The following is a 14450-nucleotide window of genomic DNA, read 5'->3' as shown; positions in this document are numbered from 1 at the left end:
GGTACAGAGAGCTACAGGCGGTATGAACGGCGCTGGTAAGCATCGTGCATTGCGTGTAGTGATCCGCTGAATCACCTATTTTGATGCAGATAAAGTTCTGTTATATGGCTATTCCAAAAACAACCCCTCAGGCTGATGTTGATTTGTCCCAGCGCAAAGGCGGTGGTCACCACCCCGCACTGCACCAGCCTTTGCCAGAGCGTTTGCGCCCGCGCACGCTGGGGGAGGTGGTGGGTCAGCAGCAGGTGCTGGGCGCGGGCATGCCGCTGCGGCTGGCGTTTGAGTCAGGCCGTCCGCACAGCTGCATCTTGTGGGGGCCACCGGGCGTGGGCAAAACCACCATCGCCCGGCTGATGGCCGATGCGTTTGATGCGCAGTTCATTGCCATCAGTGCCGTTCTGGGCGGGGTCAAGGACATTCGAGAAGCCGTAGAGAAGGCCGAAGCGGCGCGCAGTGGGCTGATGCCGCAGCGCACCATCGTGTTTGTGGATGAGGTGCACCGCTTCAACAAAAGCCAGCAAGACGCGTTTTTGCCGCACGTGGAAAGCGGCTTGTTTACCTTCATCGGGGCGACCACGGAGAACCCGTCCTTCGAGGTGAACTCTGCGCTGCTCAGTCGTGCAGCCGTATATGTGCTGCAAAGCCTCACGGCTGAGGATCTGAAGCAAATTGTGGCCAAAGCCCAAGCGGTGCAAGCGGTTCCAGCTATGGAAGATGAAGCGCTGGAGCGCTTGATTGCCTATGCCGATGGCGATGCGCGGCGCTTGCTCAACACGCTGGAGACGCTGTCCATCACGGCCGAGCAGGCGCAGATCGGCACCATCACCGATGCCTGGTTGCTGCAAGTGCTGGGCGAACGCATGCGCCGCTATGACAAGGGGGGCGAGCAGTTCTACGACACCATCAGTGCGCTGCACAAGTCGGTGCGCGGCTCTGATCCCGATGCCGCGCTGTACTGGCTGGTACGCATGCTCGATGGCGGTGCCGATCCGCGTTACATGGCGCGGCGCATTGTGCGCATGGCCTGGGAAGACATTGGCCTGGCCGACCCGCGCGGCTTGCAGATCGCCAACGACGCGGCAGCCACGTACGAGCGCCTGGGCAGCCCCGAGGGCGAGCTGGCGCTGGCGCAGGCGGTGATTTACCTGGCCATGGCCCCCAAGAGTAATGCCGGCTACAAGGCCTACAACCAAATGAAGGCCTTGGTCAAAACCGAAGGCACGCGCCCCATTCCCATGCATTTGCGCAACGCGCCCACCAAAATGATGAAAGATCTGGATTGGGGCAAAGGCTATCGTTATGCGCACGATGAAGAGGGCGGCTTTGCGGCCGGGGAGGACTACTTTCCGGAAGGTATGGACAACCCCCACTTCTACCAGCCTGTGCCGCGCGGCCTGGAGATCAAAATTGGGGAAAAGCTGGCGCATTTGCAGCAACTCAATGCAGAGGCCGCAGAAAAGCGCAAACCCTGACGTCCCCTTTTTGGTGCATTTTGTTGTTGCAGTGCAACAAAAATAGGGGTGATAGCCGTCATTTTTCGGTTTTTTCACAGGCGTAGACAGCCAAAGCCTGAAGAAAAGAGCGTGCGCTCACGTCCGGTGGTTTTTTACAAGATATGTCACACAACTGTCATAAAAATTTAATTAAATCTTCATGGCGTTGTCATGGACAATTCCCGGAAATGCACGGTTGCCCAGGGTGGTGACGGTGCTTTTTTGCCTTTGGCAAAGTGTTGCGTAGCAAGCGGTCTGGCTGCAGTGAGCGGCACAGGCGGTATTGCCGCTCATCCCAAATTTTTACAGCCTGCGCAGTGTTCTGCGTAGGCTGTTGACCATTCAAACCCTCTCCCATTGAAGGAGCGCTCATGCTGTTTGGCAAGCTCTTGCCCCGCGAAGGCAATTTTTTCGAAATGTTCAACCAACATGCTGACCGCATTGTGGAAGCCGCACGTGCTTTTTCGCAGTTGGTGTCGAACTACAGCGACCCGCTCCTGCGTGAAAAGTACTACAGCGATGTCGACAACGCCGAGCGTGCTGCTGACCGTGTAACGCATGAAGTGAGCAAGACGCTGCACCAGACCTTCATCACCCCGATCGACCGTGAACACATCCACAGCCTGATCAATGGCATGGATGACGTGGCCGACCTGATTCAGGACTCGGCCGAAGCGATGTCGCTGTACGACATCCGCAGCATGACGGACGAAATCCACCGCCTGGCGGACCTGAGTCTGAAGTGCTGCGAGCGCCTGCGTGACGCCGTCAAGATGCTGAGCCACATTGCCGACGCAGGCACTGCGGAAGCAGCGCTCAAGACATGCGAGGAAATCGACCGCCTGGAGTCCGACGCTGACCGCGTGCTGCGTGCCGCGATGAGCAAGCTGTTCCGCGAAGAAGCAGATGTGCGCGAGCTGATCAAGCTCAAGGCCGTGTACGAGTTGATGGAAACCATCACCGACAAGTGCGAAGACGTGGCCAACACGATTGAGGGCATCGTCCTCGAGAACTCCTGATCGATCAGCACAGGAAATCCTGACCATGGAAACCGTACAAGCTGCCCTGTGGGTGGTCATTTTGCTGGTGGCAATGGCGCTGGTGTTCGACTTCATGAATGGTTTTCATGATGCGGCGAACTCGATTGCGACCGTTGTTTCCACCGGCGTGCTCAAGCCCACGCAGGCCGTGGTGTTTGCAGCCTTTTTTAACTTCGTTGCTATTTTTGTGTTCCACCTGAGTGTGGCGGCCACCGTGGGCAAGGGCATTGTGACCCCTGACATTGTGGACACCCACGTGGTGTTTGGCGCCTTGGCAGGTGCCATTGCGTGGAACCTGATCACTTGGTACTACGGCATCCCATCGAGCTCTTCGCATGCGCTGATCGGCGGTATCGTGGGTGCGGTGGTGGCCAAGGCGGGCACGGCTCCCCTGGTGGCAACCGGCATTTTGAAGGTGGTGGCGTTTATCTTTATTTCGCCAATGCTGGGCTTTTTGTTTGGCTCCCTGCTGATGGTGATCGTGGCGTGGATGTTTCGCCGCTCGCGCCCCAGCAAGGTGGACAAATGGTTCCGCCGTCTGCAACTGGTTTCTGCGGGTGCCTACTCGCTGGGCCACGGTGGCAATGATGCGCAAAAGACGATTGGTATCGTCTGGCTGCTGTTGCTGGCCACGGGCTATATGTCTAGCAGCGACACTTCGCCGCCGCTGTGGGTGATTGTGAGCTGCTACGCCGCCATCGGCATGGGCACCATGTTTGGTGGCTGGCGCATTGTGAAAACCATGGGGCAGAAGATCACCAAGCTCAAGCCTGTAGGGGGGTTCTGCGCAGAAACCGGCGGTGCAATCACGCTGTTCACGGCCACGATGCTGGGCGTGCCGGTGTCGACCACGCACACCATCACTGGGGCGATTGTGGGTGTGGGCTCTACTCAGCGCATGAGCGCTGTGCGCTGGGGTGTTGCTGGCAATATTGTGTGGGCGTGGATTTTGACCATTCCTGCCAGCGCTTTTGTGGCTGCGATTGCGTACTGGGTGAGCTTGCAGCTGTACTAAGCCTTCGCCCGCATAGCCGCTGTCCGCTCTATGTAAAAGAGAGCGTGTAGCGCAGTAAGAATAAGGACTTCAAAGTGAAACTGCTTTGAAGTCCTTTTGTTTGGTGCGCAAGCAGCTCATCTTTTTTCTGTATGCGGCAGTGCGGCTTGGCAGCCAGAAAGGTCATTGCGAAATCTTGCGCGCTTCCTCAATCTGGTATTCAAAGTAATGCTGAAAGCTATAGGCCAAACTGGCCATCAGCACGGCCGCGCCCACCATCAGGGCCAAGGCAATCGCAGCAATCGTGAGCCAGTTGGTTTGGCCTGGTGCAGCGCTGTCGGCACTGTGCGGGTTGTAGCGGGCGTTCCATTTTTCAGGGCTGCTCAAGCCGTACAAGATGGCGACCAAGGCGCAGGCGGCGATGGTGAACCCCAGCAGTGGAATCAGCAGCCAGCTGAGTTGGTCATCCTGACCCCACTGCTGCACCCGCTGAATGCCGTACAGCCCCAGCGCGGTGGGCACGGGTAGCAACCAGCCCAAGGTGTCGCCCAAGCCATGCAGGTAAAAACGGTGCAAACCCAGAGGGCCGCCCACAAAGGCCAGCCATGCCGCAGCAGTCTTGTTTTTCATCCGACCATTATTCGGGCGAGGTGGTGTCTCCTGCACCTAGGGACTTCTCCATCATCACCACATCCAGCCAGCGCCCAAATTTCCAGCCCACGCTGCGCAGCGTGCCCACATGTTCAAAACCCGCAGCGCGGTGTACGCCCACCGAGCCGACATTGCTGCTGTCGCCAATCACGGCAATCATTTTGCGCACGCCACAAGCTTCGCATTCGCGGCACAGCGCATCCAGCAGCAAACGGCCAATACCTTGGCCGCGGGCCTGGTTGGCAACATAAATGGAGTCTTCGGCGGAAAAGCGGTAGGCCGGACGGGGTTTGAACCAATTGGCATAGGCGTAGCCCACGATGCTGCCGTCCTCAGCTTCGGCTACCAGCCAGGGCAGGTTTTTGCGCAGAACATCGTCGCGGCGCGCGGACATCTCGGTCAGCGAAGGCGGTTCATTTTCAAAAGTGCCTGTGCCGTACAACACGTGGTGGCGGTAAATGGCCGTAATGACAGGCAGATCCAAGGGGTGGCTGGCGCGAATGGTGGGCATGAAAATTAGAACGCTATATAATGTCTACTTTTGGGCGTGTCGCTGGCCGGGTGGCTATGTCGCGTGTCTCAAACGCCTGAAAAACTATTGCAGCAATTTGCTGCAACCACCCGAAGGATAAATCATGGTCGTTATTCGACTCTCCCGTGGCGGCTCCAAGGCTCGTCCGTTTTTCAACATCATCGCTACTGACAAGCGTACCCGCCGTGATGGCGAGTGCATTGAGCGTCTGGGTTTCTACAACCCTACCGCACGTGGCGCTGAAGAAAGCCTGCGCGTTGCCCTGGATCGCGTGGCTTACTGGAAGAGCGTTGGCGCACAAATCAGCGACACCGCTGAGCGCCTGGTCAAGCAAGCCGCTGCTAAGGCTGCTGCTTAATTAGCACCCCCATTGAAAACGGGTTCCGTTGGCTAGTCTGACGGAACCCGTTTTTTCTTTTCCTCGTCTTTGCCAAGATCACCATGAGTCACATGCCTGAACTAAAGTCCGTTGCACTGCCTGAAGACGCGGTGGAAGTGGGGCGTATTGCCGATGCCTGGGGCATCAAAGGCTGGTTCAAGGTCATTGCTTACAGCGCAGCCCCCGAGGCCTTGTTCACAGCCAAGCAGTGGTTTTTGTTGCCCGCGGAAAAAGGTGCCAAGAATTTTGCAGGCACCGTGCTGCTGCCCATCCAACAGGTGCGCCCGCACTCGGACACGATTGTGGCAACGTCGCCGTCCGTGCCAGATCGCAATGCGGCCGAAGCATTGCGCGGTGCCCGCATTTTTGTGGCGCGCGAACATTTTCCCAAAACCGATGATGGTGAGTACTACTGGGTTGACCTCATGGGGTTGAGGGTAGTCAACCGCGAAGGCGTGGATTTGGGGATGGTCAAAGACTTGCTGGCGACCGGTCCGCAAACCACTTTGGTGATGGGCTACGAAGAAGGTGGTAAGGAGCGCGAGCGCATGATTCCGTTTGTCGATGCCTATATCGACCATGTGGATTTGCCTGGCAAAACCATCACTGCGGACTGGCAGCCTGATTACTAAGCTGACTTTGGCGGCAAGCACCATGCGTTTTGACATCATCACTTTGTTCCCTGAAATGTTTGCCCCTTTCCTGGAAAGCGGCGTGACAAGGCGAGCATATGGCTCGGGGCAGGTGGCGGTGCATTTGTGGAACCCGCGTGACTACGCCGAGGGGAACTACCGGCGCGTGGATGATCGCCCTTTTGGCGGTGGCCCTGGCATGGTGATGATGGCGCAGCCATTGCAGCACTGCCTCGATGCCATCCGAGCGGCGCGCGCAGCCCAGGGGGAGGAGCAACCCGCTCCGGTGCTGCTGTTTTCACCGATTGGCACCACCCTCAAGCATGACGTGGTGGCGCAGTGGGGAGGCAGCCAGGGTGCGGTGCTGCTGTGTGGTCGTTATGAAGGTATTGACCAACGCTTTATCGACAAGCACGTGACCCACCAATTGAGCCTGGGGGATTTTGTGTTGTCGGGCGGCGAGCTAGCAGCCATGGTGCTGCTGGATGCCATCACCCGGTTGCAGCCCGGGGTGCTTAATGACGAAGGCAGTTTTCAGCAAGACAGTTTTAATCCGGTGCTGGACGGCATGCTGGACTGCCCCCACTACACCCGTCCCGAAGTGTGGGAAGGGCAAGCAGTGCCTGCAGCGCTGCTGTCTGGCCACCACGGCAATATTGAACGCTGGCGCCGAGACCAGCGATTGCGTATTACGGCCCAACACCGCCCCGAATTGGTGGAGCAAGCTCGCGCACAAGGGCTGCTGAACGCCAAAGACGAAGGGTTTTTGGCAAAAAACGCAGCCAAGCTATAATCATCGGCTCTTCGATCCTCTATCCGGCCGCTGCATCGGTTTGAATGCAGCCATCGCCTCAATCCCGAGGCTTGCCAATCCTGGCGCGGACACGATCGAGTTGGATGAAATCATGAATCTGATCCAGACTCTTGAGCAAGAAGAAATTGCTCGCCTGAACAAGACCATTCCTTCCTTCGCACCTGGCGACACTGTGATCGTGTCCGTGAACGTGGTGGAAGGCGCACGCAAGCGTGTGCAGGCTTTCGAAGGCGTGGTGATCGCTAAGCGTAACCGTGGTTTGAACAGCGCCTTCACAGTGCGCAAGATCTCCTCCGGTGAAGGTGTGGAGCGTACATTCCAGACTTACTCGCCCATCATCGCTGGTGTTGAAGTCAAGCGCCGTGGTGACGTGCGCCGTGCCAAGCTGTACTACCTGCGTGACCGCAGCGGTAAGTCGGCACGTATCAAGGAAAAGCTGCCACAACGCGTCAAGAAGGCTGCTGTCGCAGCTGCGTAATACGCGTCAAGCCTTTCAGGCAAAAGCCGCTACAGTTCGCTGTGGCGGCTTTTTTTATGCCTGTTGGAGATGCATTCTTGCCTTCGTCTTCCCGTTCTGCGGCCCCGTTGTTGGGTTCTTTGACCGCACGCATTCCGCACTTTGATCCCCGCGCCGTTCCCGTGGTGGGGGTGGATGCGCATTTGCCGGCAGTGCCCAGGGCTGCGCAAACCCCGCAGGCCCTGCGCGCACGCTTTGCGCGGCCGCCGCAGTGGCAACCTGAAGTGCGCGCTGAAGCACGCTTTGCAGATCGCGTACCTGCACAGGCAGCCGTGCTGGTGCCTCTGGTGGTGCGTGATGAGTTGATGGTGTTGCTGACGCAACGCACCCAGCATTTGTCCACCCATTCGGGGCAGGTAGCTTTCCCTGGGGGCAAGCAAGACCCGGAAGATCAGGATGCCGTAGCTACTGCATTGCGTGAAGCCCATGAGGAAGTCGGCTTGGAGGCGGCGCAAGCCGAAGTGCTGGGCAGTTTGCCGGTATATGAAACGGGGACAGCTTTTATCGTGACGCCGGTGGTGGCCCTGGTGCGGCCTGATGTGGCTTTGAAGCCCAATCCCTACGAAGTGGCTGAGGTGTTTGAAGTGCCGCTACGCTTTTTGCTGGATCCGGCCCACCATCAGCGGCATCGCCTGCACTGGCAAGGCATGGAGCGTGAATGGTGGTCCATGCCTTATGACGATGGCGGGCACGAGCGCTATATCTGGGGTGCGACTGCGGGGATGTTGCGCAACTTTTACCGTTTTATGGCTGCTTAAACCAAAGTGCAAGGGTTTGGGGTGGCGTTGAGAATGCTTGCCAGTATCATCAGCCTATGAGTTTCTTTGCCATCTTGCTTGCCCTGTTGTTGGAGCAAGCCCGACCGCTGTCACGCGAGAATCCGGTGCACGCAGGTATTCGGGCTTGGTCTGTGTCTGTGCGCCGCAATTTTGATGCGGGGCGAGAGCACCATGGCTGGGTAGCCTGGGGGTTGGCGGTGGTGCCGCCTGTGCTGCTGGTGGTCGGGGTGTACTGGCTGCTCATGCGCTGGGTGGGTTGGCCTGCCGCCATGCTCTGGAATGTGGCGGTGCTTTATGTGACGCTGGGCTTTCGCCAGTTCAGCCACCATTTCACGCGCATCCGTGATGCGCTCGACAGTGGCGATGAGCATGCGGCCCGCGAAGCACTGGCCGAGTGGCGCCAGGTTGAGACCGCCGAGGTGCCGCGCAGCGAGGTGGTGCGGCATGTGATTGAGTATTCGGTCATCAGTGCGCACCGCCATGTGTTTGGGGTGCTGTTTTGGTTTGCGCTGCTCGCAGCCGTGGGCCTGGGGCCTGCGGGGGCGGTGCTCTACCGTGTGGCAGAGTACCTGTCGCGTTACTGGTCGCGCAACGCGATTGCTGGGGCCGCGCCGGTGAGCGAGCGGCTGCAGCAGTCGGCCAAGCAAGCGTGGCTGGTGATTGACTGGTTGCCTGCGCGGATGACGGCGCTGGGTTTTGCGGTGGTGGGAAGCTTTGAAGAGGCGATTGATGGCTGGCGCTTTCATACCAAGCACTTTCCCAATGACAACGATGGTGTGATCTTGGCTGCAACGGCAGGTGCCATCAATGTGCGTTTGGGTGGCAGCGGCTTGAAGATGCGCGAAGAGCTCACCACAGCTCCGATTTACGACGATGAAGACGCATGGCAAGAGCCGGGCGTCACGCCTGGCCGGGAGGCGGAGATGGGACACCTGCGCTCTGTGGTGGGCTTGGTGTGGCGCAGCGTGGTGGTGTGGATGCTGCTGCTGGCGCTACTGAGCTTGGCGCGGTTGCTCGGGTAGTATGGTTTTGATAGCTGCTAGCGATTTCTGGATAAGCGCTAGAGCTATATTTGATACATAAAAAAGCCTGCGGTGAAAACTGCAGGCTTTTGCTTTTTGGGGTGGGCGAAAGTGTTGACCTAGTACTTGTAGCCCGCATTCAACTCTTCAAACAACTCGGTGTAGATGCGGTAACGGTTGGGGTGGATGTAGTGCGGGCTGCACTCGTTGTCTACCTCGGCCATCACGGCGCAGCCTGGCTCATGCAAGTGGGTGCAGTTGTAGAACTTGCACTGATCGGCCAGCGCGCCAATATCGGGCATGCACCGGGGCAGGTCCGTCGCTTTGATGTGGTACAGGCCAAACTCCTGAAAGCCAGGTGAGTCAATGATGGCGGTGGTGCGTGCTTCGTCCATCCAGTACCAGCTGGTGGTGGTGGTGGTGTGCTTGCCAGTATTGAGGACCCGCGAGATTTCGTTGGTGGCAGCTTGCGCGCCGGGCACCAGCAGGTTGATCAGTGTGCTTTTGCCCACGCCGGAGGGGCCCAGCACAAAGGTGCGTTTGCCAGCCAGCAACTCCATCAAGGCGGCTTTTTGCTCCGGGTCATCGCTGGTCAGGTTCAGCGGAATGATGGGGTAGCGCTCGCTGCCGTCGGCATTGAGGATGCTGCGATAGGCCTCGAGCCGCTGCCAAGCCATGGCAAAGGCTTCTTCCAAGTCAAACTTGTTCAGCGCAATGATGGGGGTTATGCCGGCGTCCTCCGCGGCAATTAAGGCGCGGGCCAACTGGCTTTCCGAGAACACAGGCTCTGCGGCAATCACGATCAGCACCTGGTCGAGGTTGGCGGCAAAGGTTTTGGTGCGTATTTCATCCTGGCGGTACAGCAAATTGCTGCGCGCCAGCACTTGCTCGATCGTGCCTTCTTCGCCTTGGCCGGGTGGCGCTGCTTGCCACAGCACGCGGTCACCTACGACGGCCTGGCTTTTCTTGCCGCGCGGGTGGCAGATGCGGCGCTCGCCGTCCGCTGTTTCCACGATGCAATGGCGGCCATGGCTGCCGACGACCAAGCCTTCGGTCGATGCGGCAGCAGATGCCGCTGCGGATTTGCTATGTCTGCGGCTCATGCGGCACTCGCTGAATGAGGGGTTGCAGGGGCCGGCATGCGCGCAAGGCGCTCGACTGCCGGCGGGTGCGAGTAGTAGTAGCGCGCATAGACGGGGTCTGGGGTAAGGGTGGAGGCGTTGTCCTCATACAGTTTGAGCAAGGCGCTGGCCAAGGCACTGCCTTGGGCTTGCTGCATGGCGTAGGCATCGGCCTCGAATTCATCGCGGCGCGAAAAGTGTGCCAACAGCGGGGAAGCCCAAAACGTAAACACGGGCATGGCCAGCATGAATAGCAACAAAGCCAAAGCATTGTCGTATGCGGGCTGGCCAAACACCATGGCGGTGCTGGGGGTAACGCCCAGGCCGGTGAAGAACCACACTTGCTGCGACAGCCAGCCCAATACGGCAAATCCAGCCAAGCTCAGTGCAAACATGCCCAGCATGCGTTTGGTGATGTGCTTGTGTTTGAAGTGGCCCAGCTCGTGCGCGAGCACGGCCTCCACCTCATCCGCGTTGAGCTGCTGGAGCAAGGTGTCATAAAACACCACGCGCTTGCTGGCACCAAAGCCTGTGAAGTAGGCATTGGCGTGGGCCGAGCGGCGGCTGCCATCGATGACAAACAGCCCTTTGGCCGCAAAGCCGCAGCGTTGCATCAAGCGGGTGACGCGGGCTTTGAGAGTTTCATCGGCCAGCGGTTCAAACTTGTTGAACCAAGGGGCGATAAAAGTCGGGAAGATCCACATCAGCAGCAGCTGAAACCCCGTCCAGATGCCCCAGGCCCACAGCCACCACAGGCTGCCTGCGGCGCCCATAAACCACAGAATCACCCAGGTAATCGGAAGGCCAATCACAGCGGCCAGCACCGTGGACTTGAGCAGGTCGCCCAGCCAGATCGCGGGTGTGCTTTTGTTGAACCCAAAGCGGGCCTCCAGCACAAAGGTTTGGTAGAGCGAAAAAGGCAGATCCAGCAAACCGGAGATCAACGCAAACGCTGCCAGCAACACCAGTTGCTGCGCCATCCCCGGCGCCATGAATTGCAGTAGCGCCGTTTGCAAGGCGTTGAGCCCGCCCAACAACGTCCAGCCCAGCAAAATCAATGCACCCCAGGCCATGTGGGCCAAACCGAGGCGTGCTTTGGCCAAGGTGTAATCGGCCGCTTTCTGGTGGGCCGCCAAAGAAATGTGGTTGGCAAATATGCCGGGCACCTGGTCGCGGTGTTGGGCTACATGGCGCACTTGGCGCGTGTTCAGCCAAAGCTGCACCAGCAGCTGCAGTGCCAAGGCTGCGGCAAAGGCCAGAGTCAGCACCAGTGAGGGGGAAAGAGCATTTGTTGTGGGCATTGGCGGCGAGTGTAGGCGACAATTTAAGGATGTCTCTTGCCTCTGCCCCTGAAACCCCTGTGTTACCCAAGTCAGATTTCAACCTCGTGTGGCTTGACTGTGAAATGACAGGATTGAACCCTGAACATGACCGCATTATTGAAATTGCAGTGGTGGTGACGAATGCCCATCTGGACATTCGTGTGCAAGGGCCGGTATTTGCCATTCACCAAAGCGACGAGTTGCTCGCAGGCATGGATGCATGGAACAAAGGCACGCACGGGCGCAGCGGTTTGGTTGAGCGCGTGAAAGCGTCCGAAGTGACCGAGGCGCAGGCCGAGGCGCAGCTGATTGCTTTCCTGCAAAAGTACGTGCCCAAGGGCAAGGTGCCTTTGTGTGGCAACAGCATTGGCCAAGACCGCCGCTTTTTGGCGCGGTACATGCCCAAGTTGGAGGCTTATCTGCATTACCGCAATGTGGATGTCAGCACCCTCAAAGAATTGGCACGCCGCTGGAAGCCGGAGGTGGTCACGAGCTTCAAGAAAGCGCAGCGCCATACCGCGCTGGCCGATGTGCTGGAGTCCATTGACGAGTTGCAGCATTACCGCGCGCATTTCCTGGCATTGCCTGCGGCGCAGGAAGAACTTACGGCGGCTGCGACACAGGCTTAAGTGTGAAGCGCGTGCGCTCTTGCGCCCAGCGTGGTGCGCAAGAGCATCCATCCCTCTGTGGCGATGGGTTTGCATACCGCACGTAGCGGCATTGACCTTGCAGTTGAGCGGAAAAATCCAGAACGTGTGATAATTGCGGTCTTGCACGTTTCAAGCGATTAGCGCTTGCGTAGCGATGCAACACTTGTGCATCTCCCATCACTCACCGGGCCCGCCACCCGCTGCAACGATAACTTCAAGTTTTCGACAGCGCCGTAGCAATGAATGGCCCACCAGCAGCCCTGTGCGCGCCGCTGGAATCGTTTGACGGTTGATGTTTCCATAACCGTCAAAAAAGCGATGCCTGCTTTGCTGGGCCGCTTTTCGCGTGAGAAAACATGAACGACTTTTTGAATGAGCAGGGCCAACTGGCCGCTGCGGATACTGCTTTGGACGCTTCCACTTTGAATGTTGCTGCTGAGGCAGTAATTGATGAATCTATTGACGCTGTTGCTGTTGAGCAAGAAGCTGCTGTTGAAGAACAACCGAACGGCTTTGTAGAGCTGGGTCTGGCACCTGAGCTGGTGCAAGCTGTGGCGGATCTGGGTTACACCCAGCCTACCGCTGTGCAAAAGAAGGCCATTCCTTTAGCCATGGGCGAAGGCGCTGACGAAAACGGTTTTATCGACCTGTTGGTGTCCAGCCAAACCGGTTCCGGCAAGACTGCAGCTTTCTTGCTGCCCGTGCTGAACACCATCCTCCAGCAACGCGCTGTGGCTGATGCTGAAGCCAAGGCGGAATTTGACCGCCTGTGCGCCGAAGCCGCGGCCAAGGGTGAGCCCCTGCCCAAGCGCGCCAAGCGCAAGGATCCCACCAACGCCCGCAACTTCAAGGCTGCCGTACCTGGTGCCCTGATCTTGTGCCCCACGCGTGAATTGGCCCAACAGGTTGCGCACGACGCGATCGAGCTGGTCAAGCACTGCCGTGGTCTGCGCGTAGCCAACGTGGTCGGCGGTATCCCTTACCAGTTGCAAATCGCCAAGCTGCAAAACGCTGACCTGGTCGTGGCCACACCTGGCCGTCTGCTGGATCTGCAGCGCTCCATGCAAATCAAGCTGGACAAGGTTCAGTTCCTGGTGGTGGACGAAGCCGACCGTATGTTGGACCTGGGCTTCTCGGACGACTTGGCTGAAGTTAACCAAATGACTTCGCAGCGCAAGCAAACCATGATGTTCAGCGCCACCTTCGCTCCCCGCGTTCAGCAGTTGGCCATGCGTGTGATGCATGACAACGGTGCTGGCGTGAAGAAGGTGACCGTTGATACCCCTCAGGAAAAGCACAACAACATCAAGCAAGTGCTGTTCTGGGCCGACAACGCCCAGCACAAGCGCAAGATGTTGGATCACTGGTTGCGTGACGAAACTATCAACCAAGCCATTGTGTTTGCTTCGACCCAGGTCGAGTGCGATGGTTTGGCGACAGATCTGCAAGAAGCAGGCTTCTCGGCTGCTGCTTTGCACGGCGCGCTGAGCCAAGGTTTGCGTAACCGCCGCCTGATGGCGCTGCGCAATGGCCAAATCCAAGTGTTGGTGGCGACTGACGTGGCAGCCCGTGGTATTGACGTGCCTACGATCACCCACGTGTTCAACTACGGCTTGCCCATGAAGGCCGAAGACTACACCCACCGTATCGGCCGTACCGGTCGTGCAGGCCGCAGCGGTATCGCTGTGACTTTCGGTGAGTTCCGTGACCGTCGTCGCATCTTCGATATCGAAGCCTACACACGCCAGCAATTCACTTCCGAAGTGATTCCTGGTCTGGAACCCCAGCAGCGCTTCCCCGCAGCCGGCGAGCGCGATGGCCGCCGTGGTGGTGGCGGTGGTGGTCGCAGCTTCGGCGGCGGCGGTGGTGGTGGCCGTGGTGGTGAAGGCTATGGCCGCAAGCCTGGCTTTGGCGACCGTGGTGGCTTTGGTGGTGGCCAGCGTCGCGAAGGCGGTGGCTTTGGTGGTGATCGCCCTCGCTTTGGTGGTGGTGACCGTCCTGAGCGCGGTGGTTTCGGTGGTGATCGTCCCCGCTTTGAAGATCGCGGTGGTGACCGCCCAGTGTTTGGTGGTCAGCGTCGCGAAGGTGGTTTTGCGGATCGCAAGCCTGCGTTTGGTGATCGTCCCGAGCGCGGTGGCTTTGGCGGTGGTGACCGTCCCCGCTTCGGTGGCGGCGAGCGTGAGCAGCGCAGCTTTGGTGGTGGTGACCGCCCCCAGCGCGAAGCCCGCAGCTTCGGCGGCGGTGGTGATCGTCCTCGCTTCGAAGACCGTGGCGATCGCGGCGGTTTCGGTGGTGCACCTCGTCGTGAAGCCAAGCCTTTGGGTGGCCGTGACGAACGCGGCGGCTTCGGTGGCGAGCGTCGCAAGACCTTCTCGCGCGACCGTTAAGCACGGCATTCCAGCAGTCTGAAAAGGCTGCAGGTGCCTCACAAAAAAACCGGCTTTATGCCGGTTTTTTTGTGTCTGTCGCGCATGGGGTTATTGAAAAATATAGCTGCTGGCGCT

General features: G+C 58.7%; 15 protein-coding genes. 11 read left to right on the top strand and 4 right to left on the bottom strand.

What is annotated here, in order from left to right; all coding sequences use genetic code 11:
- Positions 1-104 precede the first annotated feature (104 nt).
- The 3 genes from B3R00_RS13645 to B3R00_RS13635 all read left to right on the top strand — a co-directional run bounded on the left by B3R00_RS13645 (position 105) and on the right by B3R00_RS13635 (position 3548).
- Positions 105-1472 (top strand): replication-associated recombination protein A, encoded by a 1368-nt coding sequence (locus tag B3R00_RS13645; RefSeq protein ID WP_286999467.1) that lies wholly within the window; start codon positions 105-107, stop codon positions 1470-1472.
- Positions 1473-1864: 392 nt separating this feature from the next.
- Positions 1865-2512: a DUF47 domain-containing protein gene (locus tag B3R00_RS13640; RefSeq protein ID WP_286999466.1), complete on the top strand. Its 648-nt coding sequence runs from the start codon at positions 1865-1867 to the stop codon at positions 2510-2512.
- Between the two features lie 25 nt (positions 2513-2537).
- A complete protein-coding gene (locus B3R00_RS13635; RefSeq protein WP_286999465.1) occupies positions 2538-3548 on the top strand; it encodes an inorganic phosphate transporter in 1011 nt (336 codons plus the stop codon).
- A 162-nt stretch (positions 3549-3710) separates the two neighbouring features.
- Here the strand turns inward: B3R00_RS13635 and B3R00_RS13630 are convergent, their stop codons facing one another.
- Both B3R00_RS13630 and B3R00_RS13625 read right to left on the bottom strand, forming a co-directional pair.
- The gene (locus tag B3R00_RS13630; RefSeq protein WP_286999464.1) at positions 3711-4157 is read right to left on the bottom strand and encodes a hypothetical protein; all 447 of its coding nucleotides are present in this window, start codon (positions 4155-4157) and stop codon (positions 3711-3713) included.
- A gap of 7 nt (positions 4158-4164) precedes the next feature.
- The gene (locus B3R00_RS13625; protein ID WP_286999463.1) at positions 4165-4689 is read right to left on the bottom strand and encodes a GNAT family N-acetyltransferase; all 525 of its coding nucleotides are present in this window, start codon (positions 4687-4689) and stop codon (positions 4165-4167) included.
- 124 nt (positions 4690-4813) lie between these two features.
- Between B3R00_RS13625 and rpsP the strand changes: the two genes are divergently transcribed.
- The 6 genes from rpsP to B3R00_RS13595 all read left to right on the top strand — a co-directional run bounded on the left by rpsP (position 4814) and on the right by B3R00_RS13595 (position 8853).
- Positions 4814-5068, top strand: a complete 255-nt coding sequence (gene rpsP / locus B3R00_RS13620) for a 30S ribosomal protein S16 (RefSeq protein WP_219163869.1) — start codon at positions 4814-4816, stop codon at positions 5066-5068.
- Between the two features lie 83 nt (positions 5069-5151).
- Positions 5152-5721, top strand: coding sequence for a ribosome maturation factor RimM (rimM, locus tag B3R00_RS13615; protein WP_286999462.1), 570 nt, complete (start codon positions 5152-5154; stop codon positions 5719-5721).
- A gap of 22 nt (positions 5722-5743) precedes the next feature.
- Positions 5744-6514 carry a tRNA (guanosine(37)-N1)-methyltransferase TrmD gene (trmD, locus tag B3R00_RS13610; RefSeq protein ID WP_286999461.1) on the top strand — a complete coding sequence of 257 codons (771 nt, stop codon included), beginning with the start codon at positions 5744-5746 and terminating at the stop codon, positions 6512-6514.
- Between the two features lie 112 nt (positions 6515-6626).
- Positions 6627-7013: a 50S ribosomal protein L19 gene (rplS, locus tag B3R00_RS13605; RefSeq protein WP_219163872.1), complete on the top strand. Its 387-nt coding sequence runs from the start codon at positions 6627-6629 to the stop codon at positions 7011-7013.
- 56 nt (positions 7014-7069) lie between these two features.
- Positions 7070-7810, top strand: a complete 741-nt coding sequence (locus tag B3R00_RS13600) for a CoA pyrophosphatase (protein ID WP_286999460.1) — start codon at positions 7070-7072, stop codon at positions 7808-7810.
- Positions 7811-7866: 56 nt separating this feature from the next.
- Positions 7867-8853, top strand: coding sequence for a CobD/CbiB family protein (locus tag B3R00_RS13595; RefSeq protein ID WP_286999459.1), 987 nt, complete (start codon positions 7867-7869; stop codon positions 8851-8853).
- Positions 8854-8972: 119 nt separating this feature from the next.
- Here B3R00_RS13595 and rsgA read toward each other — a convergent pair whose 3' ends face one another.
- Complete coding sequence (gene rsgA, locus B3R00_RS13590; protein WP_286999458.1) at positions 8973-9956, bottom strand: ribosome small subunit-dependent GTPase A; 984 nt, start codon at positions 9954-9956, stop codon at positions 8973-8975.
- Entirely contained in the window at positions 9953-11275 is a 1323-nt protein-coding gene (locus B3R00_RS13585) for a M48 family metallopeptidase (RefSeq protein ID WP_286999457.1), read from the bottom strand. The genes rsgA and B3R00_RS13585 overlap by 4 nt, the downstream gene beginning before the upstream one ends.
- 29 nt (positions 11276-11304) lie before the next feature.
- Between B3R00_RS13585 and orn the strand changes: the two genes are divergently transcribed.
- Positions 11305-11925: an oligoribonuclease gene (gene orn / locus B3R00_RS13580; protein WP_286999456.1), complete on the top strand. Its 621-nt coding sequence runs from the start codon at positions 11305-11307 to the stop codon at positions 11923-11925.
- A gap of 377 nt (positions 11926-12302) precedes the next feature.
- Positions 12303-14333 carry a DEAD/DEAH box helicase gene (locus tag B3R00_RS13575; protein ID WP_286999455.1) on the top strand — a complete coding sequence of 677 codons (2031 nt, stop codon included), beginning with the start codon at positions 12303-12305 and terminating at the stop codon, positions 14331-14333.
- The last annotated feature ends 117 nt before the right edge of the window (positions 14334-14450 follow it).

It is taken from the genome of Comamonas sp. UBA7840 (genome assembly GCF_002501455.1).
In the GTDB taxonomy this organism is placed as follows: Bacteria; Pseudomonadota; Gammaproteobacteria; order Burkholderiales; family Burkholderiaceae_C; genus Comamonas; species Comamonas jiangduensis.
The sequence above is the reverse complement of the archived record's forward strand: the minus strand, read 5'-3'. Positions and strand labels throughout refer to the sequence as shown.

Excerpts from the sequence above, each read along its gene's own strand:
- B3R00_RS13645 (WP_286999467.1), top strand. The coding sequence starts at position 105 with ATGGCTATTCCAAAAACAACCCCTCAGGCTGATGTTGATTTGTCCCAG.
- B3R00_RS13640 (WP_286999466.1), top strand. The coding sequence starts at position 1,865 with ATGCTGTTTGGCAAGCTCTTGCCCCGCGAAGGCAATTTTTTCGAAATG.
- B3R00_RS13635 (WP_286999465.1), top strand. The coding sequence starts at position 2,538 with ATGGAAACCGTACAAGCTGCCCTGTGGGTGGTCATTTTGCTGGTGGCA.
- B3R00_RS13630 (WP_286999464.1), bottom strand. The coding sequence starts at position 4,157 with ATGAAAAACAAGACTGCTGCGGCATGGCTGGCCTTTGTGGGCGGCCCT.
- B3R00_RS13625 (WP_286999463.1), bottom strand. The coding sequence starts at position 4,689 with ATGCCCACCATTCGCGCCAGCCACCCCTTGGATCTGCCTGTCATTACG.
- rpsP (WP_219163869.1), top strand. The coding sequence starts at position 4,814 with ATGGTCGTTATTCGACTCTCCCGTGGCGGCTCCAAGGCTCGTCCGTTT.
- rimM (WP_286999462.1), top strand. The coding sequence starts at position 5,152 with ATGAGTCACATGCCTGAACTAAAGTCCGTTGCACTGCCTGAAGACGCG.
- trmD (WP_286999461.1), top strand. The coding sequence starts at position 5,744 with ATGCGTTTTGACATCATCACTTTGTTCCCTGAAATGTTTGCCCCTTTC.
- rplS (WP_219163872.1), top strand. The coding sequence starts at position 6,627 with ATGAATCTGATCCAGACTCTTGAGCAAGAAGAAATTGCTCGCCTGAAC.
- B3R00_RS13600 (WP_286999460.1), top strand. The coding sequence starts at position 7,070 with ATGCCTGTTGGAGATGCATTCTTGCCTTCGTCTTCCCGTTCTGCGGCC.
- B3R00_RS13595 (WP_286999459.1), top strand. The coding sequence starts at position 7,867 with ATGAGTTTCTTTGCCATCTTGCTTGCCCTGTTGTTGGAGCAAGCCCGA.
- rsgA (WP_286999458.1), bottom strand. The coding sequence starts at position 9,956 with ATGAGCCGCAGACATAGCAAATCCGCAGCGGCATCTGCTGCCGCATCG.
- B3R00_RS13585 (WP_286999457.1), bottom strand. The coding sequence starts at position 11,275 with ATGCCCACAACAAATGCTCTTTCCCCCTCACTGGTGCTGACTCTGGCC.
- orn (WP_286999456.1), top strand. The coding sequence starts at position 11,305 with ATGTCTCTTGCCTCTGCCCCTGAAACCCCTGTGTTACCCAAGTCAGAT.
- B3R00_RS13575 (WP_286999455.1), top strand. The coding sequence starts at position 12,303 with ATGAACGACTTTTTGAATGAGCAGGGCCAACTGGCCGCTGCGGATACT.